Origin of the sequence: Tahibacter aquaticus (assembly GCF_004363655.1) — a bacterium.
GTDB lineage: Bacteria > Pseudomonadota > Gammaproteobacteria > Xanthomonadales > Rhodanobacteraceae > Tahibacter > Tahibacter aquaticus.
Genome location: NZ_SNZH01000028.1, coordinates 1 through 15014 on the forward strand (window position 1 = coordinate 1; position 15014 = coordinate 15014).

Annotated in this window: 7 protein-coding genes and 1 pseudogene; 3 read left to right on the top strand and 5 right to left on the bottom strand. The window is 62.7% G+C overall.

Annotated features, from left to right (window positions below; all coding sequences use genetic code 11):
- Positions 1–527: 527 nt before the first annotated feature.
- On the bottom strand, positions 528–1553 hold the full coding sequence (locus DFR29_RS27600) for a hypothetical protein (RefSeq protein WP_133821872.1): 1026 nt from the start codon (positions 1551–1553) through the stop codon (positions 528–530).
- Entirely contained in the window at positions 1550–1738 is a 189-nt protein-coding gene (locus tag DFR29_RS27605; protein ID WP_133821873.1) for a hypothetical protein, read from the bottom strand. Before DFR29_RS27605 ends, DFR29_RS27600 begins: the two co-directional genes overlap by 4 nt.
- Before the next feature lie 649 nt (positions 1739–2387).
- On the opposite strand from DFR29_RS27605, the gene DFR29_RS27610 reads away from it, so the two are divergent.
- Positions 2388–7955, top strand: a complete 5568-nt coding sequence (locus DFR29_RS27610; protein WP_133821874.1) for a DUF3320 domain-containing protein — start codon at positions 2388–2390, stop codon at positions 7953–7955.
- A gap of 142 nt (positions 7956–8097) precedes the next feature.
- On the opposite strand, the gene DFR29_RS27615 is transcribed toward DFR29_RS27610, so the two are convergent.
- Both DFR29_RS27615 and DFR29_RS27620 read right to left on the bottom strand, forming a co-directional pair.
- Positions 8098–11475, bottom strand: coding sequence for an AAA family ATPase (locus DFR29_RS27615; protein ID WP_133821875.1), 3378 nt, complete (start codon positions 11473–11475; stop codon positions 8098–8100).
- Complete coding sequence (locus tag DFR29_RS27620) at positions 11472–12704, bottom strand: exonuclease SbcCD subunit D C-terminal domain-containing protein (RefSeq protein ID WP_133821876.1); 1233 nt, start codon at positions 12702–12704, stop codon at positions 11472–11474. Before DFR29_RS27620 ends, DFR29_RS27615 begins: the two co-directional genes overlap by 4 nt.
- A 281-nt stretch (positions 12705–12985) precedes the next feature.
- Here DFR29_RS27620 and DFR29_RS30605 point away from each other — a divergent pair.
- Positions 12986–13267, top strand: a pseudogene (locus DFR29_RS30605) (IS21 family transposase); the annotation flags it as partial.
- 316 nt (positions 13268–13583) lie between these two features.
- On the opposite strand, the gene DFR29_RS27625 reads toward DFR29_RS30605, so the two are convergent.
- The gene (locus DFR29_RS27625; RefSeq protein ID WP_133821877.1) at positions 13584–14438 is read right to left on the bottom strand and encodes a BrxR family transcriptional regulator; all 855 of its coding nucleotides are present in this window, start codon (positions 14436–14438) and stop codon (positions 13584–13586) included.
- Between the two features lie 157 nt (positions 14439–14595).
- Between DFR29_RS27625 and DFR29_RS29500 the strand changes: the two genes are divergently transcribed.
- Entirely contained in the window at positions 14596–14763 is a 168-nt protein-coding gene (locus DFR29_RS29500) for a hypothetical protein (protein ID WP_166654392.1), read from the top strand.
- The last annotated feature ends 251 nt before the right edge of the window (positions 14764–15014 follow it).

The following is a 15014-nucleotide window of genomic DNA, read 5'->3' on the forward strand; positions in this document are numbered from 1 at the left end:
GGCTTTCCCCGCACCCTGCGATTCGAGTGGAACAACGCCGCTGCTTCCGCCTCCTCCACCCTCAACCTCGACGACGTTCGCATTGTGAACAACGGCATTTTCGCCAACGGATTCCAATAGCCGCGAATGCTCGGCTCCGATGGACGGATGGGCTACATGGCAGCGTCAGATCCGCCAACGAGATGGTGCGTAACAGCTCGAAAAGGACACGCCGAGGGATACCTAGGCCCGCCGGTGTCCTTTCGACGCACAGGACGTGGGCGTCACTCCAGACTCTACCCTCCGATCAAGCGGCCAGGCTCAGTCCTCGCCCGGTTCCATGATCGTGACCACCGGCTCGCCCTGGTTCCCCGGCCCGACGTGCAGGTCCACTTGGGTCCGCTCCGGCACCTCGCCTCCTCGCGTGACCACGAAGAGTTCGAGGTGACTCGATCCCATTTACCGCGCCGCGCGGCAGCCCGAGTGGCCACCGGCGCCATGAACAGGACGTCCCACAACCGCCCGCTCTCGTTCGGTCTCCCGAGTGGCTATGAAGATGCGTCCGGCGCGTCGGCAATCGGATCGTCTTCAGGGCGTGAAGCGGCTCGTCCGGCCAGCAAAGCCATAGCGGCGATGAGTAGGAAAAGCCATGGCGAGAAGAGCAATGAGAAGGGTGCGACGATCACGGCAACCACATAGGAAAGATAAATCCACTCCGCCTTAGTGATTGCCGTTTGCACAGCTCTCGGTCCAACCCGGCGGTTTTCGACCGGATTGATCGCTATCGGCGATTCTGTGGCTAGGTCAGGCCCTCTGAAATGCTGCAGATACGTCACGATGTCGAACATGTGGAAAGTCTTGATGTCCGACGCAGCGACGTAAATATCAAAATCTTCAATGCAGAGTCGAGCGTTGGGGCTCTCGCTGCGCGAAGGCAGATCGTGGATGAATCCGTAGGGCGTCGTCGGCTCGAACCTCTGTTGCTCGTCTCGATAGCCGGACAGAACTGGTTCGAGCCGGATCCAATCGCGGGCGGGCCCAGAATCCGGTAACTCTAGGCAGAAGCCAATGTAAACTTTTCCAGATCCGGTCGTGAACATAACCGGTTGTTTCCTGCGAGCAGCCTCGGCAACCAAACAGTCCAGCTCCCCTGCTGACCGCAACCTCGTAATGAGGCGATTGGACAACGATGCGCTTCGACGCAGAGGAATATTCAGCAAAAGAGCAAGCACCCAAGCGACGCCGGGAGCAACGGTCGCAAGCAAAGCCAGGCGCACAAGTTTTTCTTGCGCCACGGGTGCAGCCGCCATCGCAGTCGGCGTTGAACCGTCTGGAACAAGAGGCTTTGCGATCCGGGTAGCCGCCTCAGCGATCGCGTGGCCAGCGATCGGTATGCGGGAAATCCCCACGCAAGCACCATACGTGGCCCAGCCCAACACGAAAGCGGCCACAACCACCAGGAAGTAAAGGCTGTTGCTGTCGCTCCGAACAAGAACAGTCTTGCTCAACAGCCAGATGCGCAACCATATGTAGCCACTGGCGATCAGCAAAGCTGCGACCGCCGCAGCAGTCACCGCTTCTTGTCGCGCACGTTGATCAAAGCAGAGAGTTGCTTGAGTGCAGCCACCTGCTCCCGATAGCCGTTCGAGTCGTGCAAGGCGCTTCGACTCACCTCGATCGTTCCGTCGCCCTTCACCTGAAAGACTTCTTCACGGATTCGTGAGCCTTTACTGGATGCGGATTCGCGCTGATTTTTCATGTCGCTCCCCTCAGAGCAATGCTTTGATAGGTTAGTTCCGCCGCGATTGCAACACGTCAGGGTCGCAGATCGTGCGCTGATTGGAGGCGGCTCGTTTGAAATAGCCTTCGACGGTGGAAATCGACCGCTTTGGAAACAACGACTTGCCGGACAGCACCATCGCCCCCCGGGCTGAATGCCCGTGGTTCCTTCGCCGACCAGCCCTTTGATTCGAAAGCCCAGTCAAGGCTGTCCGAACTTCCTCGCTGTGCGCACCGACATGCAGACAGCACCGCTTACTCCCCACGCGTATTGACGGAGGCGGCCCTGCGGAACCGATTTGAATCGCGCTACTTGTCGCCCCCACCGAGGACCTTGGCACGTGACTCGTCGAGTCTCGCGCCCCGCTCCGATCGCTGCTGCTCAGCGCTTCGGACCAAGATCCCGCTTGATCGTCGCCGATAGTCCTGCACGCTTGCTTGAGTTGCATGCTAATGCCTGCTCTCGCAGGCACCCGTGCTCGGTCTGCATGCACGCTGCCGTCGCGGGAGAAGGCAGTGGGAGAACTCGACTCGACGTGACAGAAATCATCGATCGGTTGCAGACCATCGTAGCGAGTCCACAATCACGCAATTTGATCGTGGACAGCGGATCTCAGGAGCGAGCCTAAGTGGATAGCGTCGTCCCATCGCACGAAACGGATTCCGGCTTTTTTCAGAGCGCCCTGCCGATCGACGCCAAGCTTGAGAAGGCACGGCTGCGCCTGCTGGACCTCTCCGCGCGCAACCGGCTTCTGAACATCCCTCGATCGAAATCCCGCAGCGGGAACCTGATCGAAATCGTCGACGAGCGCGCCGGTGAGGTGTTCCGCCTGCTGGTCAAGGAGTCGCGAGCGCTGACGTTCATGCCCGGCCGCACTGCCGGCGACGGCACCGACATCAACGACGCCGACGAAATCGCCGATCTGGCTCAGCCGGAGGACGACGGCGTCGACGTTCGGGGCGTGGCCAACCGGCACGCCGACACGCGCCTGCAAACCCGGCTCACGTCGAAAGGGCTCCAAAAGCGCCTGCTGACGCTGTTCTTCGACGCTCGCACGCTCGAGGAAGAACAGGGCGTCAACGTGCTCTACCTGGCCTTGGGCACGCTGAAGTGGATCGATCCCAACAACGCGGCGAACGTGCGCTACGCGCCGCTGATCTTGGTGCCCGTGTCGCTCGACCGCGCGACGGCCGGCGACCGGTTCAAGCTGCGGTGGCGGCAGGAAGACCCCTCGTCGAACCTGTCGCTGGAAGCCATGGTCGACATCGTCCACCTGCTCAAGTTGCCGGCGTTCGAAGCGACGGACGACTTCGACATCGATGCCTACTGCGCCGCCGTGCGCGACGCGGTGTCGTCCAAGGCGGGATGGGAGGTCGCTACCGACGACATCGTGCTGGGGTTCTTCTCGTTTTCGAAGTTCCTGATGTATCGGGATCTGTCGCCCGAGGCTTGGCCGGCGTCCGGTCCGCTGGCCGATCAGCCCTTGATTCGTTCGTTGCTCCGCGACGGTTTTCCCGCTCCGGAACCGGGCCTGCCGGATGACGCGCCCATCGATCCAGCCTTACCGCCGGAATCGCTGCGGCACATCGTCGACAGCGACAGCTCGCAAACGCTCGCGGTTCATGACGTCCGTCAGGGTCGGAACTTGGTCATCCAGGGCCCACCGGGCACCGGCAAGTCGCAAACCATCGCGAACGTCATCGCGGGGGCGGTCGCCGATGGCAAGACGGTGCTGTTTGTCGCCGAGAAGATGGCGGCCCTCGACGTGGTCAAGCGGAGGCTCGACGCCACGGGGGTCGGCGACGCGTGCCTTGAGTTGCACAGCAACAAGACCAACAAACGCCGCGTTCTGGACGAACTTCGCCGAACGTGGGAGCTGGGGTCGCCCAAGGGCGCCGCGATGTCGTCGTTGCTGCGCCGCTTGACCGCCGCTCGCGACGCCTTGAACAGCCACGTGGATCGGCTGCATCGCCCCCACGAACGGGCGGAACTCTCGCCCTACGACGTGGTGGGCCAGTTGGTGCGACTTCGCGACGACGGGGTGGCCCCGAACGACCTCGCGTTGGCCGAGCCCGCGGCCTGGTCGGCGGACGGCTTCAAGGAACGCCGCGCGCTGATCAAGGAGTTGAGCGAGCGCGTGGCGCTGATCGGTCTGCCCGCCGAGCACCCGTGGCGCGGGACGGCGTTGGATGCTGTCCTCCCGAACCAACTGAGCCGTCTGCTCGATCGGGTCGGAACCCTGGGGACCGATCTGCAGACCGTGGCGGACCGAATGCAGGACGTTGCACGGCTGCTCGATCGCGAAGCGCCGACCGCGACGGCAGGCCTGGAACCGTTGCGCGCCCTCGCCCACCGGGTCGCTTCAGCACCAGCCCTCGAAGGCACCGCGTTGGGCCATTCGGTTTGGGAGGAACATCGGGCCGACGTCGACGCGTTGCTGGCTCTCGGTGCGGCGCATCGGGAGCTTGAGGTCGGGCTGGCGGCACACGTTCGCTCCCCGAGCACCCAGGTGCCGCTCGATGCGGTGCTGGAGACGCTGGGCGTATTGCCGGAGACGTTCGGCCCTGACGCGTTCGCGCGCGGCCGCTGGCTGGCCGAAGCGCTGCCCGCGTTCATCATCGAAGCGGGACGGCTGAAAAGTCAGTTGGGGCTCGAGGGCGCCGTGGACACCCTGGCCGCGATCGGCAAAGCGGCGGTCACCGGACAGCGCGTGGCGGCAGCACCGGACGCGAGTCCGGAGGTTTTCGCGGCCGCGATTTGGGACAACGGGATCGAGGTCGCGGCTCGGTTGGCCGATGCGGTCGCCAAGGTCGAAGACGTCAAGAAAGCGGTCGGCGCGAGGGTGGTGGCCGCGGCCTGGACCACCGACACCGGTCGCGAGCGGCAACTGGTTCGTTTGAAGGGCACGAGCTTCTTCCGCTGGCTCAGCGGTGACTGGCGGCGCGCGAACGCCCTGCTGCGCTCCCTGGTGCGCGATCCCAAAGCGCCTGCTCAGGAACTGCTGGACCTTCTCGACATGGTTGAAGAGGGACGCGGGGCGCTTGCGGCGGTCAAGGAGGGCCAGTCCCTCGGCAGTACCGCGTTCGGCGCGGACTGGCACGGAGAGCACTCGCGCTCCGCCCCGCTAAAGGCTCTGGTTGCCTGGATGCGAAGCTTGCGCGGGCTCGGTGCCGCGCCGCGCCTGATCGCCGCTCGCCTGCCGGACCGCACGGAGATTGGCGCTCGCACCACGCGCGTGCACCGCATGTTGAACGACATCCGTCCGCAGCTGGAGGCGTTCTGGAACGATTTGGGCGCCAGCGCGACGCAGGATGCGGACGAGGCCACGTCGGCGACGACCGCACGCTTGTCGGGCCTGCTCGCGAGAGCGACCGCGGTCGCGAAAGCCGACGCCGTCGCGCGCCAGGTGCTCACCCAGCCCGAAGTGACCGCGACGGATCGGCGCGCGGTGCTCGCACGGGTCCACGACGCGCAGCGGCACGCCGGGTTGATCGACGCGCAGAGCGAGCTCGGATCGTGCGCGTTCGGCACCTGGTGGCGGGGATCGGAAACGGATTGGCCGACCTGCGCGGCGGCGGCGGCATGGATCAAGGACCACGCGGACGAGCGCCAGCTCGCGGCTAGGCTCGAACCCCGCTCGGCGCCGATGGAGATGGCGGATGCCGCCGCCGCGTCGGCGGCCCACTGGCACGCCGCATTCGCGGCGCTGCTGTCGGACTTGCGGGCCAGTCCGGTCAGTCTGTTCGGCGTCGCTTCGGCCGAGCAGACTCCAGTGGCGGAAATCGTGGCGCGGTGCGCGCTGTGGTCGGAAAACGGCGAACAGCTGTCCAAATGGACCGCCTACCGCGAACGCGCCGAGCGTGCGCGTCAGTTGGGGCTGAGCGACGCGGTGGCTCGCCTAGAAGACGGACGTCTTGCTCATCACGAAGCGCCGCCCGCGTTCGAGATGGCGTATTTCGAAGCGTTGCTGGGTGACATGGTCCGCGCGGACGGCGAACTGGCCCGGTTCGACGGCGAGCTGCACGGTCGATCGGTGCGCGAGTTCGTCGCGCTGGATCGCGAAAGCCTGCAGGCCAGCCGGATCGATGTCGTTCAAGCGCACCACCGCAGGCTGCCGCCGAAATACGGCGGGCTCGGTCCCGTCGGGATTCTCCGGGGCGAGATGGCCAAGAAGATCGGGCTCCTGCCCGTGCGCCAGCTCATGCAACGCGCGGCTCCCGCGGTGCAGGCCTTGAAGCCGGTCTTCATGATGAGTCCCCTGTCAGTCGCGCAGTTCTTGCCGGCTGGCCAGGTGAAGTTCGACCTGCTGGTGATGGACGAGGCCAGCCAAATCCAGCCCGTGGACGCGTTGGGCGCGGTGGCGCGCTGCCGCCAGGTGGTCGTGGTCGGCGACGAGCGGCAACTCCCGCCCACGCGCTTTTTCGCCAAGGCGATCGAGGGCGATGAGGACGACGAAGACGACGACGCGGGCGCCCCCGTCCAAGTGGTCGAAAGCATCCTTGGACTGTTCAGCGCGCGCGGTTTGGCACAGCGGATGCTGCGCTGGCACTACCGCAGCCGTCATCAGTCACTGATCGCGGTTTCGAACAGCCAGTTTTACGAGAACCGTCTGATCATCGTGCCGAGCCCCTACACCGCGGAAGCCGGCATGGGGTTGTCGTTCCATCACCTTCCCAACGGGGTTTTCGAAACGGGCGCCGGCGCCAACGCGATCGAGGCAAAAGAAGTCGCCCAAGCCATCGTGCGCCACGCACGTTCCCGTCCCGATCAATCCTTGGGCGTGGCGACGTTTTCCGTGCGGCAGCGGCGCGCGATCCTGGACCAGCTTGAAATCCTGCGGCGGGAGCATCCGGATACGGAACCGTTCTTCGACGCGCACCCCAGTGAACCGTTCTTCGTCAAGAACCTCGAAAACGTGCAGGGCGACGAGCGCGACGTGATGTTCATTTCGGTCGGCTACGGCAAGAACGCACAAGGCGTGATGTCGATGCGCTTTGGGCCTTTGGGCGCCCAGGGCGGCGAGCGGCGGCTCAACGTGCTGATCAGCCGAGCCAAGCTGCGCTGCGAAGTGTTTTCCTCGATCACGGACGACGACATTGATCTGGAACGTGCTCGCGGGGTGGGCGTGGTGGCGTTCAAGCTGTTCCTGCGTTTTGCGCGCACGGGCCGCATGGACCTCGCCGGTGCCGAAGCTGCAGGCGTACCGGATGTGTTCGAGTCGCAAGTTGCGGCCGGCCTGCGCGCGCGAGGCTACGACGTGCACCCACGCGTCGGCATCGCGGGTCTCTACATCGATCTGGCGGTGTCCGATCCTGAGTTGCCCGGCCGCTACGTGCTCGGCATCGAATGCGACGGCCGGTCCTACGAAGCCGCGCGATCGGCGCGCGATCGCGATCGTTTGCGGCGGGCGGTGCTGGAAGACCACGGTTGGGTGATGCATCGGATCTGGGCGTTCGACTGGCTGCATCGGCCCGTCGAAGAAATGGGCCGGCTGGTGGCGGCCATTGAAGCGGCCAAGGCCGAACTACGCGAGGCAGCCAGCAGCGCGGCGCGCCGAACGCGGGCCGTGCCGGTCGACGTCGTGACGATCGATCGCGAGGACGTCACCGACATAGGGCTGGAAAGCGCAAGCGGCGAATCGTCCGACGCTCCCGCGTACCGCGTGGCTCGAGTCCATCCGCTGCGAAACTACCCCGACATCCCCTCGGTCCCTGCCGCTTTGCTGGGAGGCATGGTCGAGTCGGTCGTGGGGGAAGAGGGGCCGGTGCACGTGGACGTGGTCCTGAACCGGATCCGCGACGCGTGGGGCATGGGTCGTGCCGGGGGTCGCATTCGCGCGGCCGTGGAGGAAGCCATCGCACTCGTGGTGCGATCCAAACGCATTCGCCGCCGCGGAGAGTTCCTGTTCGCCGCCGATGCTCCCGTTGTTGCACGTGACCGATCGAACGCAGGGGACGTCCGCAAGCCTGACTGGGTGGCGCCGGAAGAGATCGAGGAGGCCGTTGTGCAGATCGTTCGGCGCAACCTGGGCGTGAAGCCTTCGGAGATGGCGTCTGCGGTGACACGCTTGCTGGGCTTTTCGGCGGTTACTCAAGCTTGGCGCGACATGACCACCGCGCAAGTGTTGGAGGCGCAGCGTCGAGAACGAATAGAACTTCAGGACGAGCTGCTGGTGTTGGGACAACCTCGCAGTTGATGATCCAGCCGAGCCCTACACGCGCGAAACTTAGCAGAACGACCCGTGCATCACCCACGCAGCCATCCAGCGTTAACGCAAAATCCGTCCGCCAGCGCCGCGTGAGTTCGCAGACCGCAAGATCGGCGCGCACCCTCGCGGATCACACCGGCAGTTCGATCCAGCTGTCTTGACGGCGGCCCTTCACCACGCGGATCTGAACCGGAATCCGCTCCTTGACCTGTTGAACATGACTGATGACGCCGATCAGTTTTCCGGATACCTGAAGCGACTCCATCGCATCGAGCGCGATGTTCAGCGCACCGTCGTCCAGCGTGCCAAATCCTTCATCGAGGAAGAACGAGTCTATCGAGGTAGACTGGCTGACCAGATCCGACAAGCCCAGGGCAAGCGAAAGGCTGACCAGGAAGCACTCGCCGCCAGACAGCGTTTTCGCATCGCGCTCGGCGTCTCCTTCCCAGCTATCGACCATTCGCAGGTTCAACGCTTTGCCGCGCTTGATCAAGTAGCGGCCGCCGTCCAGCCGCGAGAGATGCGCGTTGGCCAGACGCACAAGATGGTCGAGCGTTAGCCCCTGGGCGAACTGCCGGAACTTCTTGCCGTCGGCTGACCCTATCAGGCCATTTAGATGCTGCCAGTTCGCGTGTTCGTTTTCGGCCGCATCAACGTCTTGCTGCTTCTCCCTAAGACGAGTCCTCTCTCGTTCGTCGGTCTCAAGCTTCTGCTGGATTTGCCCAAGTTCGGCAGAGGCAGTATTTACCGCCTCTTCGATTCGTTTGAGCCGCGCGGAAATTTCGTCAGTCGCCGATTCCGTGCGCGCTTGATTGCGCAGTTCGTCCCTGCGTCGGCGGGCCTCGCCGTATGCACCATCGGCCTTGGTTCGACCGTCCGCCAGGGCGTCCATCTCCATCCGCATCCGCTCAAGGACATCCGCTTGCAGCAGAGCAGCCTCTGCCTGCTGGGCCGATGCAAACCCACTCAATGCGAGGGCCTCCGTCAGCGTCCCGCGAGCAGCATCGACACGCTCGATCGCATCGGCGACGCCGAGCGCAGCTGATTCGATTTCACCAAACAGCTTCGTTGCGCGCTCGTAGCGATCCTGTACGTCCGCAACGCACTCCTCCATAGACCGGGAAACCAGGGACTCAGCGATGGCGCTACGATCGAGTTCGGACCATTTCGCCTGCCACTTATCGTGCTCCCGTTGTGCCGCGTCAAGGGCCGCCAGGAATGCGGGCAAGGTCGTCTCGACCTGGGCTCTTTGCGCCAGCGTCTGACGATAGTCCGCAAGCGCGTCCCGATTTTGCCGTATCCAGCCATCCAGATCGTCCGGAAGGCCTTCAGGCAGCACGTCAGAAATCTCCGTCTCAAGCCGCAGTACCTTGGCGCGCGCTTTGCCGGCGTTCTCCGTGCAGAGGCCGACCCTTTCCTTGGCCTGGTTGCTCAGACCAACACACTCGGCAAGTGCTGTCCTCAGCACGCCGACCTTGCGCTCGTTCTCGTGCTCGGCGTTGCGCGCTGCGCCAAGCGCCGAGTCGCGTTGCCGAACGTCGCGGAGGCGCTCGACGAGTTCCGATCGCTGCACGTCCGTTGCAGCGCATAGGGCGTCGACATCAACATCGGCGGAGATACTAAGTCGTGCCGACTGCGCGTCTCGCTGCCGACGTGCTTCGTCGTGTGTTTTGCGTACCGAGCGTAGTTCCTCAGCTGCGTTCTCGTGCTGGCCTTCGAGGCCGGTCAAGGCGCTGCTGAGCCGCACCCACTCGGCATCAGCCGTAACGAATTCCTCCTGGGCCACGTCGAGTTCGCGCTGCAGGGCATTGGGCTCGGGTAGCGTGCCGGTAGCCACGTAGGGATGTTCGGTCGCACCGCACAGCGTGCAGGGGTGGCCATCGACCAGATCTCGACGGTGATCGTCGAAGCTGCGGATCATCAACGCCATCTGATGTTTCTCGCGTTTGTCCTTCAACGTGGCCTCAGCGCTACTTCGAATCTCGACACACTGATCCACGATTGTCCGACCCGCTTTGATGCGTGCGGCCAGCTTAGCGATCGCCTCTTCCCGTCCGGTCCTGTCAGCATCGTTTCGCTGACATACCTGCCGGGCGTCGCTCAGTGCGGTCAGCGCCGCCAGCCGAGCCACCAACACCTCGCGTTGTTCTTCTAGGCCAGCGACCGTATCCACGCTCAAGGCTTCTGCGAATGCCTGTGCCAGTTTCTGGAAGATTTTCTGCGCCTCAGACCATTCGCCGCTACCTGCAGCTAGGGCGGACTCGGCTGCTTGGGTAGCGTCCGCTGCAGCCTCGAATGCCGAGACGGCAGTGCTGTGCGCGTTGAGTGCTTCAATCTCGCTGTGCCGCTCAGATTGCAGGAGGTTGACCTTTGCCTCCCAAACGCCGAAGTGTTCGTCGAGCAAGGGCCCGTAGGAAATCGCATCGATGCGATCCTGAAGTGCCGCAAGACTGTTCTCGGCCGCTCGATACCTGGCATCGACGCGCGCCAGCTCGGTGCCAGCAGCGCGATGGGCGAGCCCGATAGCGACGCACCGGGCTTCCTCATTCTGGTCGCGCCGCAACAGCAGATCGGCATGGCGTGAACTCTGACGTTCGAAATGTTCACCGGCGCTTTTCACCGCGGCGAGCAGCGGACGCACGCCCGCGGCGCGTTCTGCTTCGACCAGACGCAGGCGCTCGGGCTCCTGCGCTTCGAGCAGAGTCACAGCCTGGGCCAAGACCTTTTCGGCATTGGCGCAGTCGTTCAGCGCGTTGTCCAGTGCGGTCCGCCACTCGATGTCCCGGCGCGCGGTATCCAACTGAGGCCTAAGCTCCGCATGGTGCTGCTGCAGTTCGCTCTTGCGACCATGCAGATCATTGAGATCGACATCGCCCAGCAGAATGATCCCACTTGCCTGTAACTTGAAGTCCGCAGCACGGCGTCCCGCTTCGGACGTGGTCTGCCATACACGACTCGAAATGGCGCCGTAGACCTCCGTGCCGGTCAGCTTTTCCAGAAGGTCCGCGCGCTCCCCTTCATCGGACTGAAGGAAGACGGCGAACCCGCCCTGAGTCAGCATCACCGAACGCGTGAACTGTGGGTAGGAGAGCCCGACGATCTGGCCCGTCTGTTCCAGCTTTTCCTTGAGCCTGCTGGTGAGGATGTCGCCGCTCAGTTTCGCCAGCTCGCCGTTGGGCTGTTGCAAAGCCCCGTCGGGCTTCCTTCGCGCACGACTCTGTGACCAGGTCGCACGAAAGGCTCCCACGCTCGTTTCGAACTCCACCTCGGCCATGCAGTGGGAAGCGTTGCGCGACATCAGTTCGTTGCCCGAGGCGGTGATGAGTCCTAGTCGCGGCGTGCAGTGGTAGAGCGCGAGGCATATGGCGTCGAGGATGGTGGTCTTTCCCGCACCGGTCTCGCCGACAATCGCGAACAGTCCGCTATGAAAGGCAGGCGAGCGGAAATCGATGATGTGGCGGCCACGCAGTGAATTGAGGTTCTCGAAAGTGACGGACAGGAGCCTCACGTCGCTACCTCCGCCGGTGCGGTAACTTCGCTCGCCACATGATCGAAGAGAGCCCTGACGATGTCGCGTTTTTCTTCAGCTATGTCCTCCCGCTGGACAAGCAGCTGCTCGAACACTTGGTGCGGGGTCATCTCATGGAGGGTGCGCGGCTGAGTTGCGATGCCCTCCGCTTCGCCTGCAGCAGCGGTCCGGTATACGCGGATCACATCGACGGGCAGCCCATCGGCCATCGCGCGCAGGCGCGGCATCAGGTCGTCCACATAGCCTCCCACCTCGACGGTAACTTCAAGCCAGAGAGGGTGATCGGCACTGTGCGGGACAGCTACCTCAGCGAGAAGCACCGGCATGGCATCCAGCGATCCACGGATGCGGGCCATAGGCTGGAAGGTCGGCACCGGCAAGGCTTCGACACCCTTGAGCGTGCCGCCTTCAAAATCTACCAGCAGCACTTGCTTGTCGTACGCCAGCTCATCGAAGGCAACGGCCACCGGCGAGCCGGAGTAACGGATCTGTCCGCGCTCGCCGAGCGTCATCGGGCGATGAATATGACCCAAAGCAACATAGTCTGCTGGCGGAAGCGCATTCGTCGGTAAGGCCGTCAGCAGCCCTACATAAATTTCGTGCATGGCCTCGCTGCGGCTGGTGCCGACGGTGGCCAGATGGCCAGTGGCCACAATGGGAAGATTCCCATTCATTGCGTCACGTCGCGCCTGCGCCAGGGCGAAGACGGTGTCGTAGTGGTCGGTGATGCCCTTTGCGAAAGCGCGCTGGCGTTCTTCTTGCGACTGTCCGGCGATGCTGACCATCACATCGCGCGGACGTATGAAGGGGACGCCGCACAGTACCGCACCTGGAGTGCCGTCCCGCCGTGTCAGTACGTGTACTTGGCGTTGCGGTTCCCGACCGGCTTCGGCAATAACCAAGGTTTTGGCGCGCGCGAGAAGACACTCCGCCTCGGCGATGGTTGCCGGCGAATCGTGATTGCCGGCCACAATGACGGTAGTGACCTGCTGCTGCGCGGCGGCATCCGTGAAGCGGTAGAGCTGCTTGCGGGCGTAACTGGGCGGCATGGCAACTTCGTAGACGTCGCCCGCGATCAGCACCACATCGACGTTGTGGATGACGACCGACTCAAGCAGCCAAGCCAGAAAGCGTTCATGGGCCCGCTCTAGAGAACGGCCCAAGAGCTGCTTGCCCAGATGCAGATCGGATGTGTGCAGCAGGCGCATAGGAAGCTCCAGGACAAAGGCTCGAACGGAGCCAGCCGGGCGCAGGGTGAATAGCTCGGCCCCCGGGGATGCCACCCATTCTGCATGCGGTCTCCGAGCAATGTCACACTGGTATACGGCTGGCGGCGCTGTTTAGAACTCGGGGCACGAGCTACGAATCCCCCGGGCGCACACAGGTTAGGTGCGCGCCGAGCCTCGCTGCGATCCGCTGAGCGGTGACCCGCGGGCGCATCGCAGGGTTGATCTACCTTTTTGCTCGGCATGCATCGAGAAGAGGGTCGGCGCCCTATCTATTCGACCCCGACTTCTGCAATGTGGCATCGGGCTGGGAGAAAGGCCGAGTCGAGAAGACCGTCCAGGACGCACGACGGCGGATCTGACAGACGACGCTGGAACAGCGCTTCGCTTCGTTCGCCGACCTCAATGTGTACTTGGCAACATAGTGCTTGATGATGTGTAACGGCGCGCACTCGGAACATCCGAAGCTGACAATTGCCGAGGTCCTGGAGCATGAACAAACCTACCTGATGCCTACGTCGGCGCCGTTCGATGGTTACGTGGAACTGTGACTATGAATGTTCAGCACCTTCCCACGAACGTTCCCTACCCCTCTCCAGTGGCCGCCCCTCTGCTTACCTCGCCTTATACCGACCGACCCGATGCGCCTCGTTACCGCTCCGTGATGACGGGCGCAACCTACGTCTCATCGCAACGGTTTGTTCGGCAACGAGTTCTTCCTTGGATAATCTCAAACTATGCACCTCTCCCATTATGGACTATGTTACTAACCTGAGTCGTGATTTTCAGATCCCCCACACGTGATACCAAGCTGATTGCCCCCAACTGACCTTACTTTCGCCCGCCCAGGCTACAAGTTAATTAGAACCCTCGCTTGGATTTTTCCACTTCTTCGCTATTTAACAAAATAACCTGTTGTCGCTCAGGCGGCAATCCGGGAATATCCAGGCAGAGCTGACGCTCGAAATAATAGATCAGAGAAATTCTCATCGGCACCTCAATCATGCCGTTCTCCATCCCGTAATCGCGCTCGATCGCTTTTTTTTGAGCCACAGATAAATCTGGATGGGGCCCTAGTTCCAGGATCTGGGTCTGATTCCAGGCTCTGTCGAGCGCACCATCGATTTCAGCGGGACGACTTTCGCTTACGGACAGCAATCGGGCCAGAACCATGTCAACAAACGTGGACCGCGTGTAGCACCACGCTCGGGCGTGCCAGCGAAATCCGTCGAAAGCAAGAGCGTGGGGGGCGATCCAGCGCTCAGTAGGCTCCGGGTTGCTCAGGGATTGATAAACGACTTTCACCGCCCGGCGCCCGTGTATCGCCTGAACAACGGCGCGAAGAATCTGCGGGTCCAATCGACGGCGCACTTTAGGAATAGCCGCATGCGATGGAACCGTGCCGAGCCACGTCTCACGAAGACTGATAGCTTCATCTGCAAGCAGAAGCAGTTGGCTCAGATAGGCCCGAGCGTCGGGCTCCATGATGCGCGGCGAGAAATCAGGGCTGGCGATGAACGCTTTCTGCCCGGCGTCGTAAGCCATGTTTCCGTCAGCGCTTCGTTGGTAGTAGGCCACATCAGCATTGGCCTGAGCACCCGAAACGGAGAAGCGATCTATCAGGTCGCTCTTGTTGAAGCGCCCCGTCCAAAAAAGGCGCTGCTCCATGAAGGCGAGTCGTTGGATGACACTCCAGCGCAGATGATCAATGTCCATGAGAGAAGAAAGTTAGCGCCTTAATGCGGGGTTAACAAAATAGATATTGATCTGATCCATCTATCAGATTATAGTTTCTATCACCTAAGGACACATCGGCACCTAGGTTCTGTTCTTTTAGTCCGCCGAAATCTTAGAAATGCAGGAGAGAATCAGTATGGCAGCAAAGTATTGGTCCGGCCAGGAATGTCCGAAAACTGCGACGTATGGCCAACATCGCGACACGAACGACAACACCTACGCCGGTTCGGCGCACGATAAACGGGTGGAGAAAAACGAGAGGTTTCCGCCCAGCCTCAACAACCACCACTTCGAAGAGAAGTGATGTGGTGAATCCGGCGGCGAAAGCCGCCGGGTATTTCGTTTGATGTAGGGTGTCAACATTCTTCATCGCTGTGTAGTTGGTCACGCCGGCCCACGCCCCTGCGCAGCGGTTCAACGCCGCCGCCGCGGGCTCGCTGCGTCCATGACCTGACTCAGCCGCCCCCGCCAGCTTCCCCTCGTATTCGGTGGGGCCGTTGCGCCATTCGGATCATTGGCTGTCGAGGAACCGGCTGCCTGCCAGCCCCCGACGAA

Coding starts and splice junctions, on each gene's coding strand:
- DFR29_RS29500 (WP_166654392.1), top strand. CDS start 14,596: ATGGCAGCAAAGTATTGGTCCGGCCAGGAATGTCCGAAAACTGCGACG.
- DFR29_RS27625 (WP_133821877.1), bottom strand. CDS start 14,438: ATGGACATTGATCATCTGCGCTGGAGTGTCATCCAACGACTCGCCTTC.
- DFR29_RS27620 (WP_133821876.1), bottom strand. CDS start 12,704: ATGCGCCTGCTGCACACATCCGATCTGCATCTGGGCAAGCAGCTCTTG.
- DFR29_RS27605 (WP_133821873.1), bottom strand. CDS start 1,738: ATGAAAAATCAGCGCGAATCCGCATCCAGTAAAGGCTCACGAATCCGT.